Here is a 26,510-nt window from a genome sequence, read left to right on the forward strand (position 1 = left end):
ACAAGCATGAAATCGAGCCGGGCGACGACGTTCTCGGGCTCCTCGAACGAAAAGCTCTTTTTCGGGCTGAAGACTTGCGGGGCGCCCAAACGCCGTCCCTCGAGCGATGTCCCCGCCGCACCCCGGTAGGTGCCGGCATATTCGGGGTAACCGGGCGGCGTGAATCCGACGAACAAGGTGCGGTGAAGGTCTCTGGGATCGGCCAGTATGGAAGAACGATAGGCGGGGTCGACAAGGATACGCTGTTGGAGAGCCGTGCAGGCCTGCGTCATCGCCGCATCGTAATTGGGCATGGCATATGCCTGCCATTCTGGCGCTGTCGTCATTGCCGGCTCGTCCGGGATCTCGAGTTTCGCTTCGAAGCCAGAATTGCCGGACAGCCCGGCATCACAGAAACTCCTCACCTGCATGGTCGTCGAACAGTGCGGCATCGCGGACATAGCCGGCGACTGTGTCGAGCGACTTGTGGCGCGAGTGGTCCTTCATCTTGAACAGGTTCGCTCGCTTCGCGGCCGCCTCGGTAAGGAAGCCCGCGCGCAGGGAATGCCCGGAGAACAGGGCTGGGTCGAGCCCTGCCGCCGACGCGCAGGCTTTGACCAGACGAGCCACGGTCTTGTCGGTGATCGGGTCGGCCGTCAGCACGTCCCCCCGCGTCAACCGACGAAACACCGGGCCTGTCCGGGGCTTTCCGATAGCGGGATCCAAGCCGATCAGATCGGCGGCCTCGAGCCAGTCGTTGAGGAGGCTCACCGGCCGGATATGACGGCCTTCGGGGATCGCAATCTCCTGGCCCTCGGCTTCCTGATCGCCTTTCGAACGGGGGATCGATATCCGCACGCCCGCGATTTCGAATTCGAGATCGGGCAATTGCATGCCCGCTATTTCGGAACGGCGAAACGCGCCCGCCATGCCGACCGCCAGGATCGCGCGATCGCGCTTGGCGCGCAGGCCTGCGTTCGTGATCGTCGCAAGCATGGCGGTGAGCACGTCCGCCGCTGCAGGCGCCTTCTGATCCTTCTTCCGAGCATATTTGCGGCGTACGCCCGCCATCATCTGCGCGATAACGCCAGCGGCATCGCGCGCCATGGGAGAGGCAAGGCCCGCCTCTTTGTGGTGATGGTTGATCGCCGCGACGCGGCGGCCGATCGTGACCGGTGCGATGCGGGCCTCCGCCTCGACATGCGCAAAGAGCGCGACGATGTCCGGATGGGCGGGCAGGGCTTCGACGTTGCGGGCATCGCAGAAGTCGCAGAAGCGCTGCCAGTCGGATGCATAGGCTTTTTGCGTTGAGCCAGCCTTGGCGGCCGCGAGCGTATCGCGCGCGCTTTCGATCTCGGCGAGCAGGTCGGCAGGGAGATCGGCCGATAGTGGCAAGAGGTCGCGGCCCATCAGCAGCGCACGCCTGCGCTATCTTGGGTCCGGTCGCGCGCGCCCTTGCCGGTTGCGCTACTCGCGCACAGCGCCGCGTGCGGATCGGAAAGAGCAGGAAGCATGTCCGTCACTTAGACGCTTCCTTGGCAAGCTGGTCGAGTTTGGATTGGAAAAAGCGCTCGCTCCATAGGCTGAGCGACTTCGCCTCGGCCGGCCGCAGGAACCGGTTCACGTCGGCCGTTGCCGCGCGCCAATCGATGGACGTGATCCTCGCCTTCAAGGCCGCGACAAGCCACTCGCCGTCGACATGCAGGTCTCGCTGGTCCTGCCAAGGCCCCGCCTGCAGGATCGCTGCGCCAAGAAGCGAGAGGTTGGGGTAGACGCCGTTCGCGACGTACCAGGAAAAGTCGAACCAGTCGCGGCCCTTCAAATAGGGGCGGCACAGCAGCGCATGGATCTTGAGCGCGAAATTGGACTCCAGATCCTGGTGCCGCACCTCGTAGTCGGCGGGGAAGTCGAGGAAGGTTGTCGCTTCGCCAGAGCCCGCCGGCGGATTGGTGTCGATCTCGAGCTTGATTCTGATCGTCTTGGCGCGGCCCGATCCCGCGTAGCTGAGATTGAGCTGGCTTGCGATCGAATCGTCCTTGAGGATCGCTTCGCGCACTGCTCTGTCCATCTTGTCCTTCGGCTGGGCTTCGAGCTTCAGGCCGAACTGAGCGAAGATTTCGACGAGCGCGGAGAGGTACGGGGACCATTGGAAATCGGGGTCCGGCACGCGCAGCAGGAAGTCGAGATCCTCCGAAAAGCGGGGAAGGGCGTGCAGGATGCGCAGGCTCGTGCCGCCCTGGAAAAGCGCGACGTCGAAGAAATCGGCGCGCCAGAGCGCGTAGAGCACGATCTCCTGGATGATCTCCTTGGTCGCGTTCTCCTCCTCGACGGCATTGGTCGCGCCATAGTCGCGGAGTTTCTTCTGGAGCATCTCAATCATCGCGCGATGCATCCAGCGAGGGGGATCGGTTGCCGCGGACAGCAAGCTCGAGGGAACGGAGGAAGTCGTTGACCGCCTTGTGCTTGTAGACCGATTTCAGCGACGCGAATTGCTTGCGTTTGAGCGTGTGGAGATGATCCTCGTCGATGCGCAGGCCGCTGGTTAGCCAGTCGAAACCCGTCCAGCGTTGCTTCCGCAATGCGACGAGGTCGAGGAGCGCGCGCAAGGGGCTCGCAACGAACGCGGTGAGGGCACCCAATTTCTGCCGCTCCACGCCCACCAGGAACTGATATTCGTGGATGGCGAGCGGATGGAAGGTGAACCGGCCCATGACCGGGGTGTCGAATTCAAGCGTCTTGCGTCCGGGCGTCACGCTTGCGGTCGCGTAGACTGCCTCGGGAATCCAGCCATGGTGAGCGAGGGCGGTCTCGAACGAAACATAGCTGCCCGGAATGAGGGCCTGGGCCACGGCGAAGGGATGAATCGCGTCCGATCGATAGGATTTGCCCAAAAGATAGGTGCCGCGCTTGAGACGGACGAGCGAACCGTCCTTCAGCGCGCGGTTGACGAGCGCATAGCGACGCGCAGCGCCGCCGTCGATCGCCTCGCCAAGCTGGCGTTCATCGAAAACGCGGCCGGCGAGCTTGCCGTCAGACAGGGCGGAGGTGAGGGCGCTCATAAAATTCCCGATACTTGCATAAAGTGAAAGTTTCAAGAATTTTATGTAGGAACGGAATGGACGTTTTCGACAATGCTAGCCTCGAACTGCCGCTTGACCGACCGCCAAGCGAGAATGTGGAGCATTCCGGGAGAGGAAACGACAGCGCTTCCGCCTGGCCTGGCCTACCGTGGTGTCTATTCGTCCGTGTAACCGCGCCAGCGCTGCAGGATCGGGACAATGTCGTCACCATGCCCGAACGCGTCCGGATAGATGCCGCTTGGATACTGGCCAAGGAACGTGAAGATCGTCGCCATGTCGGCGGCGATTGCGCGGTCGACGCCAAAGAGATCGGCGAGATCAAAACCGCCCCAATCCGCTCCATTGTGCCATGCGAGAAGGAAATTGGCGACACGACCCGCCTGACCGGTGTCGCTGCTTGCGAGATCGAACAGGCGGTCGACTGCGGCGCGAACCTCGGGTGCGATCAGGGGCGTTACGTTCATGGCGAGCATCATCGAGATCGCAGGCCGGGAGTCAATCGGTCGATGCCGGCGCGAGTGCAACGATGACGTGAGAACGCATTGCTCGATATCGGCAGCCCTCTCGAAGCCAATTCTTATGTCCGAGAATCGCGTTTATCGGACGCAACTAAGACCCTGCACGCGAGCAGGGGCCGCCCGATAAGCAGCCCACCTACCGGATCACACCGTAAGAGAGCGCCAGGTAGCCGTTGATCGCGCGGACGAGGAGACCACTTTAGGTAGGTACGTGATCGTATTGGAATGCACATCCGGCAAGGACATCTGTCGGTTGATAGTCTCCGCTCCAGCCTCGGCTTCGACCACGCTCAGAGATCAGATGTAGATTCTTTCTGGCCCGCGACGACACCACGTACACGAGCTTCTTCGCTGTCTCGACCTGATCTGGGTCGCTGAAATGTGGGACCATGCCTTCCAGCAACCCATAAGCGATCACCGCGTCATATTCGGCGCCCTTGACCCCATGGATCGTCGACACAGTAATGCCAGTCCGGCCCGCAAAGACCTTCCTGAACATCGCCAGCTCGGCGATCGCCGCCGAGCCTTCCTTGACGAGCCGGTCGATGCGCTTCTGCGAGCATTCGAAGAAGGCGTCGTGGTGCTCCTGGAGCGACGCGCAAGCGTGGTAATCGATGCCAAAAGCGGCGCATAGCTCGTCGAAAAACGCTCGAAGGAAAACGAGACCATCGGTCTCGGCGATGGTGATGGCATTGCAGGCGCGCAGCAGCGCCTTGCGGTCCAGCCCCGGAATGTCGATGCCCACGTCGCTCAGGCCCGAGATCACTTCGCCCGCCCATCGCATTCTGCGCACGTAGAGTTGCGGAGAAGCCTCCGTCAGGATGATCCGGGCGAGCTTGTACCAAAAATTATCGACGTCGCGCGCGAAGGGCACCATTCCTGGGCCGTCGAACGAATAGCCCGGAAGGGCTGCGACCAGCCGCCGCGTCATGCTCGCGAGATGAACCCACCAGGGGGCAACGATGCAGACCTCTTGCGGAGCGATGCCGAGCGTTTCGACGTTGTACTTAATAAGCCGTACAAGCTCGTCCTCGAGTCCGTCGCGGTGGGTCTCCTGGTCGAACGACACCACGCTCGCATACTTCCTGTCCGTGCCCACGGGCTCGATCTTAGCAGGGAAAACATTGTAAAGGCCGAAATAGCTCACGATGCGGGCGGACGAGCGGTAATTGTCCGATAGGTCCATTTCCTTGAACGCGATTCCACACCGCGTACCGAAGTCCGCTGCAGTGATCGCATAGCCCCCAAGCGAACCATAAATCGCCTGATTGGGGTCTCCCACGACGAAAGCGGACGCTTGGCCTTTCGACCCCTTCAAGATCGACGCCAAGATCGCATATTGTATCTCGCGCGTGTCCTGAAACTCATCGACGAGCACGCATTCGAAGATCGAACCGAGGAGTACGCTGATTGAGGGGTGCTTCTCGATGAGCTGGTAGGCGTAGAAGAGGATCAACTCGAAATCTACCTGCCGCTCGGCACGAAGCTTCCGCCAATAGGCTCGCAGGACCCCCTTTATCGCCTCATGCTTAGCCGTCTTGTTGCAGGTCAGAACAAAGCCGCTCGGCTTGAAGTAATAAGCGCAGTCGAAGCTGGTGAGCTTAGTGTCCCGCACCGCGCTGCACAGCTCCTCGTGCATACATTCGGTGTCATGGGCGTTGATGACCCGAAACCCGTGCTTAAGCGCCGGATGGTAGACCCCATAGGGCTTGAGGATCCACTCAATGCAGAAGGAGTGTATCGTGCCGATCCACAACTGGCTCGTATCGACGCCGAGCTGTTCGATCCGCTCGTGGATCTCGTCCGCCGCCCGGTGCGTGTAGGTGATCGCCACAACGCGCTTCTTGTCCGATTTGAGCTGCGATAGCAGGCGGGCGATCTTGTAGGTGAGGGTTCTCGTTTTCCCGCTTCCCGGGCACGCAACAAGGAAAACGCTGCCGGGATGTTCGATGGCCGCGACCTGCGCGTCGTTCAGATCCTTCCTGTCCCAGACAAACATTTCAGAAGCTCGCCAAGATTGCGTTGATGCCGTCGGCCGGAAAAGCCTGGAGCATCTCGGCCCGGATCCCGGCAAAGTCGATCTCGCTGCGACGGTAGCGGCCAATCTGCGCGCGCATCGCGGCGATGTCCGCGGGCGCGTGAAGCTGAGATGCTGCGAGCACCGACAGCCGATAGTCTAGCACGCTCGCCCACGTCCCGATCGAGACCGGGATATGCACCTCGAAGATCGCGTCGAGGATATAATCCGGGATGACGGTCTCTGGTGTGATCATGCGCCCGAGTATGATCGCGAACCAGCCCTTTCCGGCGTTGCGCGCCATCGTCAGCACGCGCGTGCCGAAGCGCGCGATGTCACCCGATTCCAGTTCCGACTTCGACGTCGCGATGGTGGCTGCATCCTTGTAGACGTCGCCCAGCACCGAAACGACGGTGCCGGCGTTGCCGGAGGAGACGAAATCGACCTCGAAGGTGTGATCGGCGAAATGCGTCGTCAACCAGCGATTGCCGTCGCACAGCTGCTTGAGCGCCGCCTCGCGCCGAAACCCTGCGACCTGTGACGCCAGCGCCTTCTTCTTCGCGGCGATCTCATCGTCGTCGTCGAGCATGTCCTCGACCGTTTCGATGAACGCGCGGTCGAGGTCTGTGATGATTGCGCAGCGCTTGCGGATGCGATCGTCGTGAAAGAGGATTGCCACATTCTCGAAGCCTGTGCTGCGGATGTTGATCAGGCTGATGCCCAACTCGTCCAGGCTGACCCCGAAGACTTTCTTGACGAGGATCGGGATCAGGATCTCCTCCGCGTCGCCCTCCACCAGCACCACACTTTTGGCGAAGAGCAGGTTGCTGCGGACCGCATCAAGGTAGCGCTGGATGTTGCCGATCTGACCGACATCGAGTCCAGCGGACGGCTGGAAAACTTCGCATCGCCCGCCCTGGCGGCCGAGAATGCTTATGTTCTCGACGTTGCTGACCTCGGAAATGTGGGTCGAGTGGGTCGAATAGATGACCTGGGTGTCATCATAATTCAGCCGGTCGAACAGCGTCTTCTGAATGTGGGTGTGAATGTGTGCCTCCGGCTCCTCGATCACGAGGAAGTTGGCGAAGGACTGCTTCTGCTTTTGATATTTGAACTCGAGCAGCTTCAGCGTCAGGTAGATGAGGTTCGCGCCGCCTAGGCTCAACTCGTGGATCGCGCCCTCATATAGCTCCTCGCTCTCGCCCACGAACAGCTTGAGCGACTGGAAGAGGCGGTCGGCCTCGTCGGAAAGGTCGGAGCGTATCGAAATTGATCGCGGCGAATAAGTCCCACCGGCTGCATCGGTGATCGTATCGCGGATATCGGTGCGAATGGTGCCGACATCCGGCAGGCCCTCGATCGCACCATTGAGCCCTTTAACGAGTGCGCTGATCGGCTCAAAGCTCTGCGGGTCGATCTCGCCGCTCCGGCCCTTGAGCAAGGTCAGCAGCGGATTGGTGCGGTTGTTCTGGAAGTCGGCGACCACATCGCGCAGTGCTTGCACGAAGGTGAAGCACACCTCGCGCGAGATCGAGAGCATGCCTGGGATTACGCCTCCGATAGCGGGGTTAGTCAGTTCCTGGGGGAATATTACTGCATCAAAGTCGCCGACCAGCTGCCTGTAAGTGTCGGGTTCGATGAAGTCGGCGGCGCTCTTGCCGGTGAAGATCGTTTCATAATCCGCTATGGTGATCTTCGAACGTGCCTCGGCGAGGCCGGCGGTATCGCCGACGGCAAGGTCGGCCAGCACCCGCCGAACTGCCGCCTTGGGGCGAAAGATGAGGTTGTAGGTCGCCTTGCCGATCGCGCCGTCGGCGACGTTACCGGTCCCATGCAGGAAGAGGGACTGAATCGCCTCGTCCTGGGATACATCATCGAACTCGAGGCTGATGACCACCCAGTGACCCCGCCAGTCGCCGAGGCCACGGTGGAAATCCTTCTCGTCGAGCCGATATGCCGAGCGTAGCAGCGTGTCGTCAAGCAGGAGGCGCAGCGCCCGGAACAGGTTGGTCTTGCCCGATCCGTTCTCGCCGATGATTGTGTTCACGCCCTTGTTGAAGATTACGTTCGCGCGCTCGAAATTCCGATAATTGACAAGTTGCAGCCTTGAAATGTGCACGAACGACGTCCCCCGTTTGATCTGTAGCCTGTTAGTTCTGCCTGTCCGAGAAGCGGTTGTAGGCATCCATTCTGTGCACGAGCAGCTCGACGTCTCGCAGATAGATCTCCTTTCTCAGGAAGCTGATCTCCGCTTCGCGCCGGGCATCGTCGACATCGACGTACCAGGCGCGCGGATTTGGATTGCCATCACCGTTCCAGCGGTATCCGCGCGCTTTGAGCGCATCCTTCAGGTCATAGGGTGAATTTTCGGCCCAGATGCGCCAGGTGGGCTGGCGCGCCCGGTCAAGCAGGATCGCAAGCGCCGTCCTGTTGGACACCGGAAGGTCCGAGGCGAGCAGTTCGATCACGGCGCGGCAATCATGCTCCGCCCGGTGCCGATCGTAGAAAAAGCCTGCGCCCGCCGCGAGATAATGGAGCTTAGTGCCTTCAAAGCCTTCGGCCGCCCAGTCGATTTGGGACATCGAGCACGCCCATGCCTTCGTAGCGAAAACGTCGCTGAGACGCTCCGCAAAGCGGCGATCGAATCCGGCATTGTGGGCGATCACGAGCGCGGCCGGCCTGGCGAAGGCGGCGACCTCAGCCACGTCTATCGTATGGCCCGCCACCATGGCGTCGGTGATCCCCGTGATCCGGGTGATCTCAGGAGAGATCGGAGCACTGGGCTCTTGGAACCGCTGGAATGTCTCGCCGATCTCGAAAACCCGGCCGTCGAGGGAATAAGTAAAAGAAATCATCGCCAACTCGATGATCTCGTCCTTCTGGAGATCAAGGCCGGTCGTCTCCACATCGATGAGGAGCGCCGTCTTGGTCGGCGTGCCGTCAGGTGGCGTAACCGTCGAGCGCGGCATGAGGCGTCGCTGGACGCGATAGTTGTCACTCGCGCTAAGAAGGTTGGCCAAATCTGCCAGATCGGGGGCGGTGTCGCTCATGGGCTCTGTCCCTATCAAAGCTGTAGGCCGAAGGGCAGTGCTCAGATAGTGGGTGACACCTTTTGATGCTTCGACTTAGCGCTCCACTTGACCGCACGCCAGTCGATGATGTCCAAGTGCTGTCATCCTTACGGATATTGGCAGTTCCGTAACGGTGGTTTCATTTGCGGAATGATTGTTGAAACACTTCCTCTAGTCCTCAATCTTCCCTATATGTTCCTGATCCACGACACCGCCACTGGATCGATGCCGATGACCGTTCATTCTCCAATTACGTCCGCCGAACCGTTCCTGCTTCGCTTCGCCACGCCGAGGTCCGCCGACGCCGAGATGCCGGGTCGCTATTCGTCCGAGCTGGGGGTCTGGGTTGTGGACGGCGAGGACGGTGCCGTGCCGATCATCGAGGTCGCCGGCGGTGGGCTGGTCGTGACGCAGAGCAAGACCATGACGCAGGTCGAGGTGGACGACGACGATCCGTCGCGCTTCGGGGTGCTGGAGACGAGCACCGGGACGCGCGTCCGACAGGAGGTGGACGACGAGGACGCGTCCCTGTGCCTGCCCGAGTTGCAAACAAAGACCGAGGTCCAACAGGAGCGGGACGACGAAGCGGTAGCGCCATATTGGTGAGCGCGCTTTCCGGATTGATCCTCCTCGTAACCAACAAGCGCGACGTGACGACCGACTACGTCGTCATGGAGATGCGCCGACGCGGCATGCGCTTCATCCGCCTGAATACCGAAGACCTGCCGCAGCATGAGATCGCGATGGTGGATGGCGACCCTTCGAACCTCACGCTGACCGGACCGTGCGGTGACCTGTCCCTCGCGGATGTGACGGGCGCCTACTATCGCCGGCCGGGCAATATCGAGGTTAGTGGGAGCGACGCCGTCGCCGAGTACGTCGTTGCGGAATGGTCGGCGATAGTCCGGAGCCTCTGGAACGCACTTGAGGGGCGGTGGCTGAACTCTCCGTTCTCTATCCTGCGCGCCGAAGACAAGCCGAGGCAGCTCGCCGCCGCCCGCCGCGTCGGGCTCCAGATCCCTGGCACACTCGTCACGAATGCGTTCGGGCATGCCCGCGCCTTCCTCGCAGAGGGGCCTATGGTGGCGAAGCCTCTTCGGCACGCCCTCATCAACGACGGCGAGATCGGCAGTGTCGTCTTCACCAGCCGGGTGGATGCGCTTGATGCGGCCGACGCCGACGGTTTTCGGCGTGCGCCGATGATCCTGCAGCGGGAGATTTCGAAGCGGTCGGACATCCGATTGCTCGTGGTGGACGACCGAGCCTTCGCGACCCGCATACTGTCCCAAGCCTATGACGAGACACAGGTCGACTGGCGGAAGGCCGTTCGCGGGGATCTTGACCACGAGGCCATGGAACTGCCGGTTGATGTGGCTTCCGCCTGCATCTCGGTCACACGCGACCTCGGCCTGCGGTTTGCCGCGATCGACCTCATCGAAGATCCGGATGGCCGCTTCTGGTTCCTGGAGGCCAACCCGAACGGGCAGTGGGCCTGGATCGAGCAGCGAACGGGCGCCCCGGTGTCGGCCGCGATCGTCGATGCCCTTTGCGCAGGCTCATCGACGTGACCTGGCATTCGATTGCCAGTGCGGTCTTCCCGTACATCGAGCCGCTCACTCCGGCACAGAAGACCGCTGAGGCGCAACGGCTTCAGCAGGATCGCGCTGCAATCCGGGCGGCCGTCTGGAACTCGAACGAGGAACGGGCGCTCGATGAGGCGCAGAAGGTAGCGGCGGCCGAGATGGAGAGGGTCCGCACGGCTGAGGGCAAGGCGACGACCTACCTCGCGGTGCTGGCGGCGCTGGTTCCGGTCATCATCACGCTGCAGGCGGCCAATTGGGAGAAGAAGGCAGGACCGGCACCGGACGCGGCGCGGCTGTTCGTGCTCGCGTTGGCGACGGTCTACGTGGCGGGAGCCGGGTTCAACGCCTTCAAGACCCTGCAGGTCCGGGGTTCCAAAAGCTCGGGGAGCCCGAGCTCGTGGCCGCTTGGCAGACGCCGAATCCCCTTCGCAAGCTGACCCGCGGCACACTGCTGGCGACACGTAACTCGCGGGACGTGGTCAACGAGAAGGTCACGCGCATCCTGGTCACGCACGAGCACTTGCTCCGGGCGTTCGGGATATTCATCCTGCTCCTGCTGCTCGATCCGCTGTTCTACGCGATGGGCTTTCGCAACGCCGCGCAGGAGCCACCCGCCCCGAAGGTCGTCATCGTCCAGAAGCCGGCGGCTAGCGTTCCGTTCGAACTGAAATGCACGATCGCTCAGCCCGTGAGGCCGTCCGGCGGGCCGACCGATGGTACTGTCATCTCCGAGGCGCGGCCACGCCGGCCGGTCAAGCCGCGGACGGATCGTAGACGCGTCGATCCGTCGCCGACGAAGTCGTGTCCCACTGCCGGAACCACTCCGACCCTTAAGATCGCGCCTGTGCCTCAGGACGGAGCTAAAGTCCCATGACCCTCCTGACGGCCGCGATCATCGCGCCGGACACGTCGCACTGGGCCGATTGGATCGACGCCGCCATTAGGCCCACATCGCCCAAGGGCCAGGTGGCCCGAGATCTGCACCAGCGTCTGCTCGAGCAGGGGCGCATCCCGTTCCTCTCCTGGCATCATCTGGAGGAGCTGCTCGTCGTAGACGATCCGGCGAACGCCAGCGCGCGGGTGGCGTATCTCCAGTCGCTTCCGATGATGGCGTGGATGCGGATGCCGGGCGAGCGTGGCTTGGGCGGGATCGTCGATATCCTAGCGGCCGAGGCAATCGCGTACGATTCCGGCTGCCAGACCGTGGCGGAGGTGCGCGATCACGTGCGATCCCGCCTGCTGACGACCGGAACTGGCGTCGCTGCCGTCGGAGAGGACGGCTGGGTCTGGGACGTCGCGCGTCCGCTCATGAGGGAGAGGCGCCAGCACATAGGAATGGTCTCGGCTCTCTCAGGCATGCGGACGATGGACGAGGGGCAGACGGTTGGGCAGCTGTGCAAGCAGGAGATCCGCGCGCCTGCCGATCGGCAGAAGGTAATGGCCATGACCCACCGCAACGCTTTTTTCCGCGCCAAGGCGGCCGACCCGCGCCGGAGCGACGCCGAGGCGTTCGAGATGGCGAACGACTTCGTCCTGCGCGTCATGCAGGAGATGCCTGCGGAGGACGTGACGGTCCGCCAGCTCCTCGTGGACACCTACGGCAGGCAGGGGATCGACGAGCACGAAATCCGGGACGAGTGCACCGTCGCGGAACTGTCGGAACTGGGGACGTTTCGGTCGCATCTGCGTCTCGTCGCGGAGAAGGCGGGCATCCACTTCGAGCGCCTGAAGCGCGTGAGCATGCAGAGACTCCCGAGCTGGCGTATCGCCGATGCGCTGAAGCGCCACGGGCAGGAGCGCCCCACTCGGCCCGGCAGCGACGTTCACGACCAGCACCTCGCCGTGTTGGCCGCCTACACCGACGTCCTGTTCGTCGATAAGCGCACCCTTGAAGACTTTCGGCGGGTCAAGTCCAAGGAGACCGAGCTGAGTGGGCTTTTCGGGACCGTGAAGAGAGCCAGCGTGTTCGAAGCCATTGTCGACTGACGCGCCTTGATTCAGCGTGTCGATCATGTGCCGTGACATGACCGGCTCGCGATCTTATCTGTCGTTGGACCATCTGTCCGATCACGAGGTTCGCGTTGGCCGACGAATCAGAGGTCCCGCGGCGAGATCATAATAGCTGAGAAGGTCTCGGTTCTGGACGAACGCCAGCTGATGCGCATCGAAGAGGTTCGCTCCGAACCATTTTGAACGGCTTGCATGACGTTCAATTCCGGGTGCCCCGGCATGTCGGATAGCGGGTGCACCCCCAAAATTGGTTGCCCGCGCGATGGCCTTTCCGAGCAGTCCGTCGCCGCATCGACGATCCGCACTGCGGGCAGCTCGGCGCAGCTGCGATCCCTGTCGGTGCTGGGCGAGGCGGCGTACCCGGGGATGGAGCCTGCCGGGCCTTGACTGTAAAAGGCACAGCAGCCGGTACGGGAAGTCCAAGCGTCTTGAGATCGTGCGCCGCCTGGGCGCGCTTTGCGAGTGCGTCGAGCAGAGCAGGATCGCCGTTCCGCGCACGCGTCGTAATCTGCTGCGGGCCTGTCTGAAGCGCGGCTAATGCCGAGCGTATCTTGGTTTGGAGATCGTTGCGCTTTGCAGCCCAATTAGCGCGAACAGCATTCTCAGCTTGTACGTCGGAGGCGTCTGGAGTCGAGTTGTAGGTAAATCTGTCTTCGTGCGTCTTGCGCCATGCTAGCAGCTTCGCCGTCATCGCCTCACCGAAGCCGGGCACCGCGCGCACGGCGTTCGACTTGATGTCTGCGGCGGTCTCAATCCCATAGGATGCCAGGGTCGCCGTTTTGGCCGCGCCAATGCCGGCGATGCGGGCACGCCGGATGAGAAAACGATCAAGATACTCCTCCCGCTTCCGCGTCTCACGCGAGGCCTTCAGTTTTTGGATATTTTGCGCGAGGTCGTGGTCGAGGTTGCGATACGCTCGGATCCAGGTCTCAACGTCGGCTTTGACCGTGACGAGTTCGCTGAGGCCGAGCCGATCGACGAACCCCTGCTGCAGTGAGCGAACCCGGTTATCCGCGTCGCTGTATGCCGTCTTGAACGGTGCCTGTTCAACAGGGCCGCCGAAGAACCTGATGAGGCCGAAGATGCCGATGCCGATCCACACGATCGCGAAATTGACGGCTGCCAGAAAGCCGCCGACGGCGGCGATCAGGGCTATAGCGCCCAAGGCCCGATGGCCCATGCTCGCGCGGTTGGCCGCGGCGACGGCCTCACTCGCGGTCGTGATCTGACCGGACCAAGTTGGGAGTAGGGAGGCCGGATCAGGCAGCTTGATCGCCGCAAACTGCGCCGCGATCCGCTCTATGTCGAACGACCCACCGGGTGCGATCTGCGGGGTGGGGCCAAGCAGGTCGGGGAACATATCGACCCCGGATCGGCCGGCGACACGGCACCATAGGCAGGATGACGCCGCTGAAGGATAATAGTGGGTTCGAACCTTTCCGCAGTGGCTTAACGCCTGCTCAAGTTCCTTCATCAGGGTCGCCCAAGTTGCCGCGCTTGGCCGCGCCGCCGGATTTCGACCAAAGGCCGCTTCAAATGCAGCGGCGATCTGCGGCGGGAAGTCCTTCAAGCTCACCGATCCAGGCGGCGGTGTGGTCCGCGTCTCGGACGTACGGAGCTGTGAAAAGGCAAAGCGATGCTGTGCAATCGCGTCGCTCATCGAGATGTCACCGCCAGCGAAGCGGCCGGCGTAGGGGTGCTTTCCCATTGCGAGGAGGTGGAAGATAGCCACCGCCAAGCCAAAATTGTCATGCGCTTCCGTGCGTCGGATAGTCGAAAGGTCGGCGCCGTGCAGTTCGGGTGGTGTGAAATCAGGTACGCCGACCACGCAAGGAAACAGCTTTCCGTCTCTGGAGTATTGAAAGCTGTCGGCGTCAATGAGCGAGACGGTCGCCTCGTTCGATACAAGAACACCCGAGTGGTTGAAGTCACCGATGACGCAGCCGCTCTGATGGACCTTCACCACCGCGTTGGACACGTTGAGGGCCGCGCGCACGAGGAAGCGGTAATCGGCTTTTGGGAAATGAGCCTTGCGAGATTTGGGGCCGTAGAGTTCATGGATTGGCCGGTAGCCAGATACGAGGCGCATCAGGAAACCGAGGAAACCGCCTTTGCCATCGGTCGCGATCGCGGCCGGGAACGCCACCAATTTCGTGGTGTCGGCAAGGTCGGCAAGCACCATCGCTCGCACCTTCGGTTCGCGTTTCGCCCGCAGCTCGTCCTTGTAGATTTTCACCGCGCCGTCGGGCTTGTTCTCGACAGCAAAGACTTCGCCTTCGCCCCCTTTCCCGATCCGCTTGCCCAGCGCAAATGGCCGGCCATCAATCTTGATCGCCGGCTGGGTCAATGCCGCGATACCAATACCAGCGTCTTATCGTCGTCGGTGCGATCGCAGATGGCAGGACCGTCGAGGTAGCGCCCTAAAGCTGCCGAGAGGCTGGCCAGCCTCCCACGCTCCGCCGCTTGGTCAACCGGTTTGATCATCGGATCAAAAAAGCGCGCGTGCGGCTCCTGGTTTGCATGGTGCAACGCTATGCTGTCGATGCCGTCGGAGAATGCGGCGAACGCGTCGTAGTCGCCAGCAGTCCGGCGAGTGATCTGCAGGCGCGGTTCCGGATCGTCTGTCACGAAGTAAGTGGTGGCGGCAAACTCGCCATTTTCGGGCCAGCAGATCGCCTCCCACTGCCCTGCCTTCCGCGCGACCAAGGCGCTGTCCCCGATCTGAAGTGCCAGCAGTTCTTCGCCAAAGACCAAAAGGGCAATCAGGGTAGATGCGAACTGGCGCTTCGTGAGACCCCGCTTCTCTGCTACCGACGCAAGCCTGTCCCTGACGGTATCGAGCCACTCGTGAATTTGATCGTCGGGCGGCAGCCCGCCGTGGTTCGCGGTCCAGTCGCAGATAGCGGTCGACAGCATGCGGCAGACGAGGGAAGCGCCCTCGCCGCCGTGACTCGAGCTGCCCGCTCCGTCCGACACCACAACGCACAACGTATCAGGGCCTGACACCTTGACGGTATAGGCGTCCTGCTTCCGCGTTCCGGCTTTAAGGTGCGACGTTCCGATCCTTGAGGCCGCGGCCCACCGCCACCGTCCTGGATCAGCCGGCAACGGCCCAGCCGTCCGGTGCCGTAGGGTTGGCAAGCGGCACGGCGTCGCCAGGATTGGACTGCGACACGGCGCTCAGCGAGCTCGAGAGCCACTGGAAAAGTTCGCGGAACGCGAGACCGCGAAGCTTGAGTGGCGCACGCGTGGCGAGCTGGGACAGGACTGACATGTCGGCTCCCTCGACAGCGGCCGAGTAAAACATGAATTCCTTGCGCTCCTCACCCTCATGGACGCGGCGCTTTGCTTCCTTCCAATCGTCCGTGGGAGCGCCATCGGTGATAAGGAACACCCAAGGCCGGTAATATTTGATGCCGTTCTCACGGTACCGATCTTTTCGCGCCCGCAGAAGGTCGAGGGCTGTAACCACGGCCTCTCCGAGCGGCGTGACGCCGTTCGCTTCAAATGCCTCCGGATACCAGCCGTCGACCGTCGTAAAGTCGGTTCGCGTCTGGACCGGCCCAAAGGTGACAATGGCAAGCTCAACCCGCTTCGCCGCCATGGCGTCGCCGATCAGCTCTTCCTTAAATTCGATCAGAGCTTGGTTGAGCTGGTCGATCGGCGCACCGCGCATCGAGGACGAAGTATCAATCAGGAGGACGCAGGGGCAGCGTTGCTCCGGGTTCTCGGCAAACTCGGCGTCGGCAAACGGCTGTTGTTCGAAATCATCCACGACTCAATGTCCCCCAGACTAATCATTGCTGTTGTTTTAGCCACAGCGGCACAGTCGGCCCAATCTAAACGCTAGGCATGATCACCTACCCGTGCGGAAGCGGAAAGAGCTGACGAAGCATCGCGAACGGGAGCCCAGTTTCAGCAGCGTGCCGCACCTTGCGTTCAAGCACCACGTCTATTGGGATATTCCGATCGAGGGCTTCGTAAATGTCTTGCCCATCCATGCAGATGACACGTTTCGCAGCCTGCCCGAATGCCTGCAGGCCAACATTCGTGAAGCCCCCGAAGCTGACAAAGAGCCCGCGTGACCAAGATGCCTTTTGCTCGACCTTTCCGTGGAAGCCGTGGAGCTCGAGCACACCGATTGGGTCCTTCTGCCACTTCGCCTCCAGAAGGTAGGTTTCATGACCGAGCTGGAAGCTGCCGTCGATTTGCTCCCCGACGAGCGTGAAAGGGGCGCGGGCGTTGAGATGAAAGGTGTCGAAGAGACGCTTTAGGTAAGTCTCGAACGCATATCCACGAGGACGAGGATCAAGACCCCAAAGCCTGTTGAGCTCGTCACGCAGCTCTTCATATTGGTTGCGATTGAAGATGGGTCTGGGCGCCGTGCCGGCCGAGCCGTCACCGCGCTCAAGCCGCTTGATGAGCGCCAGAAGCTGCCCTTCACCCAGCGGTCTGATCTCACTTCGCATAGGCGCCGGCATCGCCCCCCGATATGCCAAGAGGCGGGTCAGGACTCGCGCGGCGGAAGTGTCATCAACTTGCTTCAGAAACGATCGCAGCCGGCTGGCCTTAGAGGTCCCCTCCGTCGCGTAGTCATCGCTATATAGATCGACGTCGAACTCGAGAGTGAAGAACTCCCGCATAGTGCTATTTGAAAAGTCGAGAATGTAGCCCTTGCTTTCGCCGCGCAGGACCTCGTCGATCATAGTCAGTTCGGCGGGAACGATGGAGCTCATCGGTCAGGCGTCCCGGGTCAGCCAGCCGACAACGATACGTTCGAAATCGACATAGGGTATCTTGGCGGGAGCAAACTCCAACGCTGCGGCGAGCGCAGGAAGATCGGCAGTAAATTGCTCGTACAGCCGGACGATCTTGTCGCCGCTAGGGATCTGGCGCCGGGAAACGTTTGCAAGCCAATCTCGCGTCTCGCGGATGGCAGCCTCCGCTTTGCCACCATGCTCGTGGATGTCCATCCCGGCGAGATCGGAGATGAACTTCTGATAGCGAAAACGCTCGATATCGAGGATGAGCAGCCGCTTGTCGTGCTGAGCGGTGTTGCCATAGCGCTTGGCGCCGAGGAAGAGTCCCAACTCAAGCGGCATATTGAAGCGCGGAAGCTTGTGGTCGTCATCCAGCTCGGTTCGTGAGAGATCATGGATCCCGTAGCGGCATTCCTGGATGAGACCGTATAGCTTCTCGATACGGGTCTGCCCTCCGTCGTCGAGTTCCCGCGCGGAGCGTGGGCGAAAGCCGCAAGCAAAGATTGTGAATATCAGGGCTTGGAAAATTGGCTTGAAGTCTGGGTCGAAGGGACAGTTTATAAAAACATCGTCCGTGGACAGCCGCGCCGGTGCCAAGCCTATTTCTTCGAACTATAGACAGTATTTGCAGCCGACCGGGCCTTCGCGATCGTGATCTTGCCACCCTTGCTTGCAGGCGCGAGCACGAATTGGCCAGTCACTGCGCTGCGGCCAAGCTTTTTGGCACCGGTGTTGGTACTTTTGCTGGTCGATGAGGAAGCTGTGGTCGCCATGTTTGATATGTGCTCTTTTGTGACAGGATTCGCAACCCTCAAGCTCTCGTAAAGCGCCTTGGAGGACAAACGTGGATATTCGGTTGACCGCCACGCCCAAGGGTAATGGGTTTCAGGCAACAATCACCTTCTCGGGAGGGGTTTCGATAAGCTCGGCCGAGGCCTTCCCGAGCGAGCCCGAGGCGATTTTGGCCGCAGCCGTGAAGCTGCTGCAGATGCCCGACCGGATCCAGCGTCTTTTCGACGAGGGACGAGCACCACACACTGACCGATGACCGGCGCACCGCTTAGGATCGCGGTCGTTACGTCGATGCCCAGGCCTATCCGGAGCTTACCATGCTCACCCGATTGCCGGGGACATGGCGAAACGCGCGATCGCGGCAGGTCAGTATAACGACCTGCATCCTCTCGGCCGCCTCGATCAAAATCTCGACCATTAGGTCGAGCCGCGCATCATCGGCATAGACGAGCGGGTCGTCCAAGATCAGGGATACCGGGCGGCCTTGCTCCAATAGCATGTCCGCAAATGCGATCCGCGTCAGCACCGCCAGTTGTTCCTGTGTGCCGCGCGACAGATCGCCGCACCCTTCGCTGATCCCGCCGCGTACGATGGCTTCCAGGGTGAGGTCTTCAGAAAAGCTCAGATCGCAGCCAGGCAACAGCCGCTCGATATGGCGTTTCGCTCGCTTCGCGACCGGCCCCACGAATTTCGCCGATGTCTCATCGCGCGCTTCGTCGAGGGTGTCGCGTAAGAGCTTCAGCGTGTCGGCCTCCTCGGTGATCCGCTGAAGAGCCGCACGTGCCGCCTCTGCCTCTTCCCGGGCCCCTGCCTCTCTGTCAGCAAGTCCCTTCCCGCCCTCACTCTCGATGGTCCCCTCCAGCCGCGCGACGTCCATCTCGAGTTTTGCACGAGCCTCCCCCGCCGCCTTCAGCCGCGCATCGATTGTCTCGATCCTGCGCGTGATCGCCGCAGGATCGTGCGCGGTCGCGTCCCGGGTGGCATCCTCAAGCTTCACTGCTGCTTCAGCCGTCTGCTCGCGGGCCCGAGCGACGTCTGCCGTCAGGGTCGGGAATTCCGGGCGGCTCTCGATCGTCTCGATCTGGTTGTTTGCGTTGGCGAGCGTGCTGGTCGCGCCCGCTTCCGCGCCAGCGAGCGGCGCATCCTCTTGTTCGACCCGGCGGAGAGCCTCAACTGCGCCTTCCTGCGAACCTTCGGCCCGCGCTAAAGCGGTGTCGGCATCTTCGAGCCGGGCAGTGAGGAGCGTGATATCCGGGATGTCGGCTTCGACGGTCTCACTCTCGTCGTTCATTTCAGCGATGAAGAGCTTGAGCGCATCGGGGCCGGCAGCGAGCCCGATAACGTCATCGGCCGGCGTCACGGCCGAGATGCGCGCCGCGATCGTGCGTAACTCGGCTACGGCATCTCGCGCGGTATCGTTGCGCGAGCGCGCCTCCTCCAAGCTCGCCAGCCCGAGCTCTCCCAACGCAGACTTTTGTCGCTCCAGCGCCGAGGAGAGCGCTCCCTCGGCGCTCGCCGCCCCGGCCGGCGGCGTGATAATCAGCTCGGCATTGCCGAACCGGAGGCGGGTCTCACCCGACAGAGTTCGCTCGCCGAGCGTCATCGGTTCGCCATCGATCGATATGCCGTCAGCGTCCCCGACAAGGGCAATCCGCGTCGCACCTGCGGCGAGCGCCGCGCGCGCCTCAGCTACGAGCCGTTCGTTGGCCTCGATCGCTTCCATCGCCTTGGCGGGAATCAGCGTCGCAGTGAGTGCTGCGGCCTCTACCTGAAGCCGCTCTAGGTCAACCAACTCGGCGTGCCGCGCGCGTGCCGCCGACACCGCGCTTCGACGGCGCGACGCGCGCAAGAGCTCCTCGCCCGCGCTGAGGGCACGGCGGGCTTCCTGGCGGGAGGTGCGCGCGGCTTCTAAGGCGCTGCGCGCATCAGCAAGCCGTTGCTGCGCCGTGGCCAAGCCCTCGCGGACTTCGGCGCGGCGTGAGCGCGCAGCCTCAAGCGCGAGTTCAGCGCTGGTGCGTTCGTCGGTCGCCTTCCGATGACGATCGACGAGATCTTCAAGGTTGCGCGTCTTCGCGCTGATGGCCTCATGCTCGGCCCGCCGCGTCGCGAGGATTTGCGCAGCTGCGCGCGCCGTCTCGAGAGAGGCAGTGAGATCCTTCCGCGCTTGCACGTCTGTGTCGTCCGCGATCTCGCGGTGAACGATCTTCAGTCTGGAGCGCGCACTTTCGAGTTCGGAGAACGTCCTCTCAAGCCCAGCGAGACGTTCGGCGGCGTCGCGAGCGGCCGCTTCGGCCTGTTCGACGCGCTCTCGGGCCTCGTTTTGTCGCCCGCGTTTTTGTCCCGTGGGGGACCAGTATCGCCCGTATTGCTCGTCGATCCTTGATCGGACGCGCGCGTACGCGGGGCCTCCCATGATCGAGCCAACCTCCGCTTCCAGGGTCGATCGGACTGTGTCACGCACGATCTGCCCTGGTCCGGTGACCGCGAGCGCCTCCGTTTGTGCGACCCAAAGAAGTCCGAGCGCGCCGTATGTGCCGGCGTCGCCCTTTTGACTGGTGTCGCGCACCGAGCCCAGAAGCGCGTGCAGGCGAGCTTCTGCTTCTTCGCCCTGTGCCTTGCCCTGTGGACCGGTGACCTCGATCGATGCGCCGCGCAGGAAGCGCTTGGTTACCGTCCATGGTGCGCCATCGGCATCGAACGAAACCTGAATCTCCGGTCCGACAGCTTCGCCATAAGGCGCGAACGATTGGGCAAGCTGGTTCTTCGTACCGTGGCGAACGAAAAATGCCGCGCGAAGCGCCTCGAGCACTGTCGACTTGCCGGTCTCATTGGGTTCGATGACAATGTTGAGGCCGTCGGTGAGCCCTTCGATCGCCATCGGCTCCCGAAACTTGCGGAAGCCGTCGATGGCGATACGGCGCAGGTACAGGCTCATGCTCTGTCCTCCCGACTGTATTCGACGAAGAGGCGCTCCAGGGCACGCTTGGCAATCAAACCGTCAGGCCCGCCCGTTTCGATTGAGGCGGAAAGCTTCGCCGCGGCGACACCGAGCATGCCTTCTACCGAAAGGCTTGCGAGGTCGTCTTCGCTCGGGCGGCCGACAAGGTCGCCAGACCGGACGTCGAGATAACGGACACGGTGCCCGACATCGTTTTCCAGCCTGCCCAGCATCCCGACCCGATCCGTAAGGCTGGTGATTCCGGCCAGCGATAGTTCGAGGAGGGTGGACGCGGGATCGATCGATCCCAGCAATTGATCGCACTCGGCATCGAAACCGGCTTGGTCGTTCACCGTCCAGCTTCGCCTGATCCACTGGAAACGCCCCGTGCGGGTCGGGATGACCGACGGATCGCGACCCTCGGCAATATCAACGAGCAGCACTTGGCCTGGCTCATCGCGCTGGAAGCGATCGGTTTCGGGAGTGCCCGCGTACCAGGTACGCGGATCGATATTGAGCGTCCCGTGCCAGTCTCCAAGCGCAAGATAATCGAGGGACGAGCGACGGGCGCGGTCGGGCGCGATCTGGTTCTTGGTTTCGCCTTGGGTGCCGAAGTCGCGGATCGATCCATGCGCGAGGCCAATGCGAATGCGACTGCCGGGTGTCTTCATGCTGTCGAAGAGCTCGGTAGGATCATCGAGATTGTGGCGATGCGTAAGGGGCGCCGGCAGGAGCCAGATTCCTGGCTCAATCTCGTGAGGCTGCGCTTCTGCCAAGACGGTAATGCTGCTACCTGCGCGGTGACGCACGCGGTCCCAGAGGCCACCGTTACGCGCAAAATCGTGATTGCCGGGCAAGAGCCACCACCGGCATGCATGGCGCTCCATTCGGGAGATCGCTTGAACGATCGTGCGGTCGTCTGGTCCCTCGGTGTCGAAGACGTCGCCGGCGACCAGGACGTGATCCGCGCCGTGGCGAACTGCCTCCTTGCCAATCGCATCAATGGCATCGAAGCGTGCCTCGGTAAGTGCGGCGCGGACCTCCGGCTCAAACCGCCCATAAGGCTTTCCGAGCTGCCAGTCGGCTGTGTGAATGAGCTTCATCGTGGCTTCGCAGATCGGTGTGTCATCGCAATCCCATCGCACGGGCCCAGGCATCGACCTGACCAAAGGCATCCTGCTGCCACTCGTCCGGCGTTCGGCCGTCCAGGATATCGGAGCCTTCGACGAAATTGCGCACGCACGTCGGGCCGTAGCCGTCCGGATCGTCGAATTTCGCTACGACATGCGAAAAGCCGTCTTTGCCGCTTTGATGATCGAGCAACGGGCGGCAATCGTCGGCGAGCGCGTCGATCCCGCCGGGATAATTCCGGATCGAGTAGTAGACGTCATAGGCGTCTTTTTGTTTGTATCGGCCGTCGAGCGCGAAGCCTTTCATGGCGAGAAGCGCCGGAATCGAGGCGACAGCGATCATCACCTTGTTGGTCCCGCCCTTGGGCATATCGCCTTCGATCGCGACGAGCTCGTGGAAGTGAATGGCAAGCTCCGCGCCCGACGCACGCTGGGTCGCGAATTCGGTGGTGAGCGGCGGCCGGTTCTTTTCCAGCACGGCGTCATAGGGCCGCAGGAACTCGACGATCACATCGATCGGCGGTCCGTCATCCTTCGGCTGGACCGTCCGGACCATCTGGAAATATTTGAGCGTGTCGCGGGGTGCGTACCCCTGTTCGTGGAGGGCATCGACGAGAGCGACATACTCCTCGCCGGCGGCCAAGGCCTGCGCGTCGAGACTGAGATCGATGTCGAGGGTGCCGACGTGGCGCATCTCGCTGTCCTCGAGCAGCAGCCAAGGCACGGCGCCGCCGATAACCGCGAACTTCCCGCGAAAGCTGCCCAGCGTCTGGCCGATCTCAACGAGCACCGACTTCACCGCGGCGCTGGTGCGGTCGTCATAGTCTCTGGCCGATTGCGGTTCGTCGTTCATGAAGGCCACCGCAAAAGCTTGTCCTTCAGATGTTCTGCCCCTTCGACGCCGCGCTCGCCGCCCGCCATGAGATCGAGATAGGTCTGAACCGGGCTGGTCGCGATGACCCCCGGTGCGACGGTCCGCGCGTCGTCGAGCACGCCATCCTCATCGGGGACGCGCACGACAATGTTCGCCCCCTTCGCGGGTGCAGTCAGATTTAGGATTGTTTGCAAGGTGCCAAGGCCCTTCTCGTCTGCGTAGAAATAGCTGGTGCTCTGGCGAACGAAGGGCGCGTACCAATCGGCCGCGCTGAACGAGGCCAGCGCCACCCTTCCCTGCTCGGTCGCTAAATCACGCAGCCGCTCCACCAGGGCTTTGCCATGAAGGTGGGTATAGAGGCGGACCTCCTCCCCTCTGGGCCGCTCATAGTTGCGGGCCCATTCGTCCAGCAAACCGGAAGGATCGACGAGCCGCAGCCCCTGTTCGGTCTGGTCGGCCCATTCCCGTTCGCGCAGGGCGGTTCCGATCGTGCTGACCAACCCGAGGCTGACCTTGGCTTCTTCAGCAAGCTCGGTCACGCGCCAGGGCCGATGCGGCTCGTTCAGTAGTACGCGCAGGATCCGGGTCGACTTTGGCTTGAACAGGGTCCGCAGGGAACGTCGTTCGGGATCGGGTTTCCCTTCGACCTTGCGCTCGATGAAGATGGTATCGACAACGAGGCGCGCGTTGCCCTGGAAATCAAGATAGGCGATGTCTTCCTCGCGACATGCCGCCTGCGCCTGTTCAGATAAATAGGGCGCGATGAACATCGGCACGCCCTCTTGGCCAGTCTGATCCAGATACCGTTTGAGCTGGTAGGCTACTTGGTGCGCAATCCGGGGTTGCCCGTTGCTTTTGACCTCGACCACGAGCCTGAGCGGTCGGCCGGCGAATTCGGTTTCAGCGACGATGTCTACGCCTCGATCAGCCTCGCCTGGCTTGCCAGTCAGCGTCATTGGGCCGACGGCGAATTGAGGGATTGAGCCTAGAAAGGCCTCGAGCGCTTCTGCCGCCCGCCGTTCGATGCCAACAGGGTCTTTCACCGAACCGTTGAAACCACGATTCGGCTGAAATAGCAAATAATTTCACTGAAACGGGCTTTTCAACAAACCGTTGAAAATGAGAAATCTGTGAAACAAGGCCCATCCGATGGGGGTATCAGGCCCTTTGAGACCAAAGGGCCCGCGCGGCTGCCTCAGTGATCGTGTACACCGCCTCACGTTGAGCGCCACGATTATGGTGGTCTACACGGTAGCCCTGATAGTGTCGCCGGACCAGACCGGCGCGGACGAGATCGGAGACGGCGCGACTGACATTGCACCGACCAGAGCGCCGGACCCGCTCACGAACCTCGTTGTCGATCGCCTTTGCTGCCTCCCCTGGGTCCTCTGGCAAGGCGTCCTGCGCAGCGAGCGATGCTTTGACCTCTTCGACGATGATCAGGCGACGCGCATCGCGCTTTGCCATCGGAACGAGTGAATCGCACAGCCAATCGCGGAGCGGCACGCGAACCTCGTCCTCGGTATCGACATAGGGGCCCGCTGAACCGCTGTTCCCCCCGGCGGCTTTGGCAATGAGGTTGAGGACCATGAACGCGTAGCGCGGTCGCGGCGAGAAATCCGCGATCCGTTCGATCAGCGCCGGCAAATTCAGGCTCTTGGCAGGCGCTCCCTGGCCGACTTCAACGGCATCAAAAAGGTCGGCTTGGTGGAACATAAGATGAATCTTAGCATCGCTTGCGGCAATGTGAATCCCGTTCGTGCGTCTTTCGTCAGTTTTTTCTGCTGTGACACTTCTGGCCCGCTTGGCCGCTCGCGCGGCGGCACGTAGGTTAGCCACACTTGGTCTCTAGGCTTGCTCGACGGCACGGAGGCGCTCGGTAACGTCGCTGACTCCTGCTGCATCCCACACATCATCGCGAAGGTAAAATTTATGGCTCTTCGTATAATCGACGAAGCTCGTTCTCTCGAACACCACGCTTGCAGGGATCAGCGCCGCGCGAATGACGCAGAAGTCGTCGTTGAAGAGAACGCCGGCCAATATATCGAAACCGTCCGTCGACCGGATCGCCGACATCTGACGCGACTTGTTGCGCCTGTGCAGCCGACGGCCCTTGATCTGATAGCGGACGCCGTCCGAGTCCACCGCGTCGAACCCCTTCTTCGAATTGGCCTCCTGCTCCCAACCGAAAGCTGTGCAAAAGAGATATTCGGCCAGGTCTCCCGTCGGATTGTTGGCAGACCGCAAGACGTCGCGCGATCGTAGTTCCTCGTTGATTGCGGCATGGAGCGCGAGCATCTCCGCGATAGACTTGCCGTTAAGATCGTTCATCAGAGCAATCTGCCGGATTCCAACGTCGGCCGCTATCCAAGAGACCTCCACAATTTTTTCGCGTCGGAAATGTGCCCCTTTCCGCCGGTCGTTGCGGCGACGGCGCGAGAGGCGATCTCCATCACGCTTGACTCTGGCGCGCCTTCATCAGAACAAAGAGGGAACGAGTCAATCACCTTCCGAGTCTCTGTGATGCTATGCGCGAGTCAGCCGTCCTTGATGATCTACGTGCGCGCATCGCGCAGATCGAGGGCACTGATGGGCGACACGACGCCATTCCATTCGGGATCGAGAGCATTGATTGTCGCCTGCCAGGCGGTGGCATAGCCACCGGCACCCTTCACGAGATCGCGGGCAGTACCGATCTGGCTGATGAGGCGAGCGCTACCGTATTTCTCGCCGGAATTCTCGCGCGTGTAGAGGGCCCGGTTTTTTGGTGCCTCCGCTGGCGCGACCTCTTCGCCCCTGCCCTTCACCTGGCAGGGCTGCATCCGGACCGCGTAATTCACGTCGAGGCTGGCAGCGACACCAACGTGCTCCTCGCGATGGAGGAATGTTTGCGCCAACCAGGCCTTGCCGGGGTGGTCGGGGAGGTGGCGAAATATTCGACTACTGCCTCCAAGCGCCTGCAGCTTGCAGCAGAAGGTTCGGGCGTTGCCGCCTTCGTCTTCCGGCGCGCTTCCAGGGTTAAACAGGCCGTCGAGGGAACGGCGGCCGCAACGCGTTGGCGAGTAACGGCTCACCCAAGTGAAGATCTCGGCATTCCGAGCCTGGGGCGACCACGCTGGCGGGTTGAGCTGGAACGCGTGCGCGGCGGAAATCCGCACAGCTGGATTGTGGAGGGCTGCGATGCGACGGGTCGTATCGCTCTTCCTGCCGCACTGGTCGACCGACCGGCTGCGCAGGAAGAACGCAAATTCGTCGCCTGAGCGGCACGATCCAATCGCCTGCGATGCGCCGCTGGTGACGGCCATCCCGGACCACGGTCGCCGCGTCATCGCAGCGATCGATGCTGGCGCTCGCGCTCTCGGCATCAAACCAGGAATGACAGTCACAAAAGCGCGCTCGCTGGCGCCAGAACTCCGGGTGGTCGACGCGGAGCCCGATGCGGATCTCGAGGGCCTGCGCCGTCTCGCGCTCTGGGCAGGTCGGCGCTACTCACCGTTTGTGTCCCCCGATGCACCGGACGGGCTCTGGCTCGACATCACGGGTTGCGCGTCGCTGTTCGGGACGGAGAAGGAGCTCCTGAAGGATCTTCATCGTCGCACCGCGGCGTCCGGGCTCTCGGTGCAAATCGCGGTTGCCGACACTGCGGGCTGTGCTCACGCCGTTGCGCGGCATGTCCCTGCGGGTCGGCCCGTCACAATCGAGCCCGGAGGTCACCGCAAAGCGATCGCGATTCTGCCGATATCGGCGCTCCGACTTGT

General features: G+C 62.1%; 26 protein-coding genes and 1 pseudogene. 8 read left to right on the plus strand and 19 right to left on the minus strand.

Going from position 1 to position 26,510, the window contains the following annotated elements; genetic code table 11:
• The 8 genes and pseudogenes from ON00_RS20890 to ON00_RS10795 all read right to left on the minus strand — a co-directional run.
• Positions 1–440, minus strand: a pseudogene (locus ON00_RS20890) (hypothetical protein); the annotation flags it as partial.
• Positions 388–1,389: a site-specific integrase gene (locus ON00_RS10765; protein ID WP_010405721.1), complete on the minus strand. Its 1,002-nt coding sequence runs from the start codon at positions 1,387–1,389 to the stop codon at positions 388–390. The gene ON00_RS10765 and the pseudogene ON00_RS20890, both read right to left, overlap by 53 nt.
• A 109-nt stretch (positions 1,390–1,498) precedes the next feature.
• Positions 1,499–2,359, minus strand: coding sequence for a nucleotidyl transferase AbiEii/AbiGii toxin family protein (locus ON00_RS10770; RefSeq protein WP_029622689.1), 861 nt, complete (start codon positions 2,357–2,359; stop codon positions 1,499–1,501).
• Positions 2,352–3,038: a type IV toxin-antitoxin system AbiEi family antitoxin domain-containing protein gene (locus ON00_RS10775; RefSeq protein WP_010405725.1), complete on the minus strand. Its 687-nt coding sequence runs from the start codon at positions 3,036–3,038 to the stop codon at positions 2,352–2,354. Before ON00_RS10775 ends, ON00_RS10770 begins: the two co-directional genes overlap by 8 nt.
• Before the next feature lie 176 nt (positions 3,039–3,214).
• Positions 3,215–3,523, minus strand: a complete 309-nt coding sequence (locus tag ON00_RS10780) for a DUF7673 family protein (RefSeq protein ID WP_010405727.1) — start codon at positions 3,521–3,523, stop codon at positions 3,215–3,217.
• 253 nt (positions 3,524–3,776) lie between these two features.
• Entirely contained in the window at positions 3,777–5,576 is a 1,800-nt protein-coding gene (locus tag ON00_RS10785) for a UvrD-helicase domain-containing protein (protein WP_010405729.1), read from the minus strand.
• A gap of 1 nt (position 5,577) precedes the next feature.
• Positions 5,578–7,713: an ATP-dependent nuclease gene (locus ON00_RS10790; protein ID WP_010405730.1), complete on the minus strand. Its 2,136-nt coding sequence runs from the start codon at positions 7,711–7,713 to the stop codon at positions 5,578–5,580.
• 31 nt (positions 7,714–7,744) lie between these two features.
• A complete protein-coding gene (locus ON00_RS10795) occupies positions 7,745–8,644 on the minus strand; it encodes a 3'-5' exonuclease (RefSeq protein WP_010405731.1) in 900 nt (299 codons plus the stop codon).
• A gap of 87 nt (positions 8,645–8,731) precedes the next feature.
• Between ON00_RS10795 and ON00_RS10800 the strand changes: the two genes are divergently transcribed.
• The 5 genes from ON00_RS10800 to ON00_RS10820 are packed head-to-tail and all read left to right on the plus strand — an operon-like array spanning position 8,732 to position 12,234.
• Positions 8,732–9,271: a hypothetical protein gene (locus tag ON00_RS10800; RefSeq protein WP_231565010.1), complete on the plus strand. Its 540-nt coding sequence runs from the start codon at positions 8,732–8,734 to the stop codon at positions 9,269–9,271.
• Entirely contained in the window at positions 9,268–10,233 is a 966-nt protein-coding gene (locus ON00_RS10805; RefSeq protein WP_010405735.1) for an MvdC/MvdD family ATP grasp protein, read from the plus strand. Before ON00_RS10800 ends, ON00_RS10805 begins: the two co-directional genes overlap by 4 nt.
• Positions 10,230–10,685 carry a hypothetical protein gene (locus tag ON00_RS10810; protein WP_154651312.1) on the plus strand — a complete coding sequence of 152 codons (456 nt, stop codon included), beginning with the start codon at positions 10,230–10,232 and terminating at the stop codon, positions 10,683–10,685. The genes ON00_RS10805 and ON00_RS10810 overlap by 4 nt, the downstream gene beginning before the upstream one ends.
• Positions 10,646–11,122 carry a hypothetical protein gene (locus ON00_RS10815; protein WP_010405739.1) on the plus strand — a complete coding sequence of 159 codons (477 nt, stop codon included), beginning with the start codon at positions 10,646–10,648 and terminating at the stop codon, positions 11,120–11,122. The genes ON00_RS10810 and ON00_RS10815 overlap by 40 nt, the downstream gene beginning before the upstream one ends.
• Positions 11,119–12,234 carry a hypothetical protein gene (locus ON00_RS10820; RefSeq protein ID WP_010405740.1) on the plus strand — a complete coding sequence of 372 codons (1,116 nt, stop codon included), beginning with the start codon at positions 11,119–11,121 and terminating at the stop codon, positions 12,232–12,234. The genes ON00_RS10815 and ON00_RS10820 overlap by 4 nt, the downstream gene beginning before the upstream one ends.
• A 223-nt stretch (positions 12,235–12,457) precedes the next feature.
• Here ON00_RS10820 and ON00_RS21045 read toward each other — a convergent pair whose 3' ends face one another.
• The 5 genes from ON00_RS21045 to ON00_RS10845 all read right to left on the minus strand — a co-directional run bounded on the left by ON00_RS21045 (position 12,458) and on the right by ON00_RS10845 (position 17,615).
• Positions 12,458–14,605 (minus strand): helix-hairpin-helix domain-containing protein, encoded by a 2,148-nt coding sequence (locus ON00_RS21045; protein ID WP_010405741.1) that lies wholly within the window; start codon positions 14,603–14,605, stop codon positions 12,458–12,460.
• Positions 14,602–15,399, minus strand: coding sequence for a PP2C family serine/threonine-protein phosphatase (locus ON00_RS10830; RefSeq protein ID WP_342626509.1), 798 nt, complete (start codon positions 15,397–15,399; stop codon positions 14,602–14,604). Before ON00_RS10830 ends, ON00_RS21045 begins: the two co-directional genes overlap by 4 nt.
• On the minus strand, positions 15,356–16,033 hold the full coding sequence (locus ON00_RS10835; protein WP_010405744.1) for a vWA domain-containing protein: 678 nt from the start codon (positions 16,031–16,033) through the stop codon (positions 15,356–15,358). Before ON00_RS10835 ends, ON00_RS10830 begins: the two co-directional genes overlap by 44 nt.
• Positions 16,034–16,118: 85 nt before the next feature.
• Positions 16,119–16,994 (minus strand): restriction endonuclease, encoded by an 876-nt coding sequence (locus ON00_RS10840; RefSeq protein ID WP_010405745.1) that lies wholly within the window; start codon positions 16,992–16,994, stop codon positions 16,119–16,121.
• Positions 16,995–16,997: 3 nt separating this feature from the next.
• Entirely contained in the window at positions 16,998–17,615 is a 618-nt protein-coding gene (locus ON00_RS10845; RefSeq protein WP_010405746.1) for a hypothetical protein, read from the minus strand.
• Positions 17,616–17,862: 247 nt separating this feature from the next.
• On the opposite strand from ON00_RS10845, the gene ON00_RS10850 reads away from it, so the two are divergent.
• Positions 17,863–18,066, plus strand: coding sequence for a hypothetical protein (locus ON00_RS10850; RefSeq protein WP_010405748.1), 204 nt, complete (start codon positions 17,863–17,865; stop codon positions 18,064–18,066).
• Between the two features lie 45 nt (positions 18,067–18,111).
• Here ON00_RS10850 and ON00_RS10855 read toward each other — a convergent pair whose 3' ends face one another.
• The 6 genes from ON00_RS10855 to ON00_RS10880 form a co-directional block, all read right to left on the minus strand.
• Positions 18,112–20,745 carry an AAA family ATPase gene (locus ON00_RS10855; protein WP_010405749.1) on the minus strand — a complete coding sequence of 878 codons (2,634 nt, stop codon included), beginning with the start codon at positions 20,743–20,745 and terminating at the stop codon, positions 18,112–18,114.
• A complete protein-coding gene (locus tag ON00_RS10860) occupies positions 20,742–21,851 on the minus strand; it encodes a metallophosphoesterase family protein (RefSeq protein WP_010405750.1) in 1,110 nt (369 codons plus the stop codon). The genes ON00_RS10855 and ON00_RS10860 overlap by 4 nt, the downstream gene beginning before the upstream one ends.
• A 22-nt stretch (positions 21,852–21,873) precedes the next feature.
• Positions 21,874–22,731, minus strand: a complete 858-nt coding sequence (locus ON00_RS10865) for a nucleotidyl transferase AbiEii/AbiGii toxin family protein (RefSeq protein WP_010405751.1) — start codon at positions 22,729–22,731, stop codon at positions 21,874–21,876.
• Complete coding sequence (locus ON00_RS10870) at positions 22,728–23,831, minus strand: type IV toxin-antitoxin system AbiEi family antitoxin (protein ID WP_010405753.1); 1,104 nt, start codon at positions 23,829–23,831, stop codon at positions 22,728–22,730. The genes ON00_RS10865 and ON00_RS10870 overlap by 4 nt, the downstream gene beginning before the upstream one ends.
• A 79-nt stretch (positions 23,832–23,910) precedes the next feature.
• Positions 23,911–24,468, minus strand: a complete 558-nt coding sequence (locus tag ON00_RS10875; protein ID WP_010124799.1) for a hypothetical protein — start codon at positions 24,466–24,468, stop codon at positions 23,911–23,913.
• A gap of 132 nt (positions 24,469–24,600) precedes the next feature.
• Positions 24,601–25,083, minus strand: a complete 483-nt coding sequence (locus tag ON00_RS10880) for a hypothetical protein (RefSeq protein ID WP_010405759.1) — start codon at positions 25,081–25,083, stop codon at positions 24,601–24,603.
• A gap of 197 nt (positions 25,084–25,280) precedes the next feature.
• Between ON00_RS10880 and ON00_RS21220 the strand changes: the two genes are divergently transcribed.
• The gene (locus ON00_RS21220) at positions 25,281–26,012 is read left to right on the plus strand and encodes an ImuA family protein (protein WP_010405760.1); all 732 of its coding nucleotides are present in this window, start codon (positions 25,281–25,283) and stop codon (positions 26,010–26,012) included.
• Positions 25,933–26,510: Y-family DNA polymerase (locus tag ON00_RS10890; protein WP_010405761.1), on the plus strand; the 578-nt coding region annotated here is incomplete at its 3' end. The genes ON00_RS21220 and ON00_RS10890, both read left to right, overlap by 80 nt.

Origin of the sequence: Sphingomonas echinoides ATCC 14820 (assembly GCF_000241465.1) — a bacterium.
GTDB lineage: Bacteria > Pseudomonadota > Alphaproteobacteria > Sphingomonadales > Sphingomonadaceae > Sphingomonas > Sphingomonas echinoides.

Excerpts from the sequence above, each read along its gene's own strand:
- ON00_RS10765 (WP_010405721.1), bottom strand. The coding sequence starts at position 1,389 with ATGGGCCGCGACCTCTTGCCACTATCGGCCGATCTCCCTGCCGACCTG.
- ON00_RS10770 (WP_029622689.1), bottom strand. The coding sequence starts at position 2,359 with ATGATTGAGATGCTCCAGAAGAAACTCCGCGACTATGGCGCGACCAAT.
- ON00_RS10775 (WP_010405725.1), bottom strand. The coding sequence starts at position 3,038 with ATGAGCGCCCTCACCTCCGCCCTGTCTGACGGCAAGCTCGCCGGCCGC.
- ON00_RS10780 (WP_010405727.1), bottom strand. The coding sequence starts at position 3,523 with ATGAACGTAACGCCCCTGATCGCACCCGAGGTTCGCGCCGCAGTCGAC.
- ON00_RS10785 (WP_010405729.1), bottom strand. The coding sequence starts at position 5,576 with ATGTTTGTCTGGGACAGGAAGGATCTGAACGACGCGCAGGTCGCGGCC.
- ON00_RS10795 (WP_010405731.1), bottom strand. The coding sequence starts at position 8,644 with ATGAGCGACACCGCCCCCGATCTGGCAGATTTGGCCAACCTTCTTAGC.
- ON00_RS10820 (WP_010405740.1), top strand. The coding sequence starts at position 11,119 with ATGACCCTCCTGACGGCCGCGATCATCGCGCCGGACACGTCGCACTGG.
- ON00_RS10840 (WP_010405745.1), bottom strand. The coding sequence starts at position 16,994 with ATGAGCTCCATCGTTCCCGCCGAACTGACTATGATCGACGAGGTCCTG.
- ON00_RS10855 (WP_010405749.1), bottom strand. The coding sequence starts at position 20,745 with ATGAGCCTGTACCTGCGCCGTATCGCCATCGACGGCTTCCGCAAGTTT.
- ON00_RS10860 (WP_010405750.1), bottom strand. The coding sequence starts at position 21,851 with ATGAAGCTCATTCACACAGCCGACTGGCAGCTCGGAAAGCCTTATGGG.
- ON00_RS10865 (WP_010405751.1), bottom strand. The coding sequence starts at position 22,731 with ATGAACGACGAACCGCAATCGGCCAGAGACTATGACGACCGCACCAGC.
- ON00_RS10875 (WP_010124799.1), bottom strand. The coding sequence starts at position 24,468 with ATGTTCCACCAAGCCGACCTTTTTGATGCCGTTGAAGTCGGCCAGGGA.
- ON00_RS10880 (WP_010405759.1), bottom strand. The coding sequence starts at position 25,083 with ATGAACGATCTTAACGGCAAGTCTATCGCGGAGATGCTCGCGCTCCAT.
- ON00_RS21220 (WP_010405760.1), top strand. The coding sequence starts at position 25,281 with ATGCGCGAGTCAGCCGTCCTTGATGATCTACGTGCGCGCATCGCGCAG.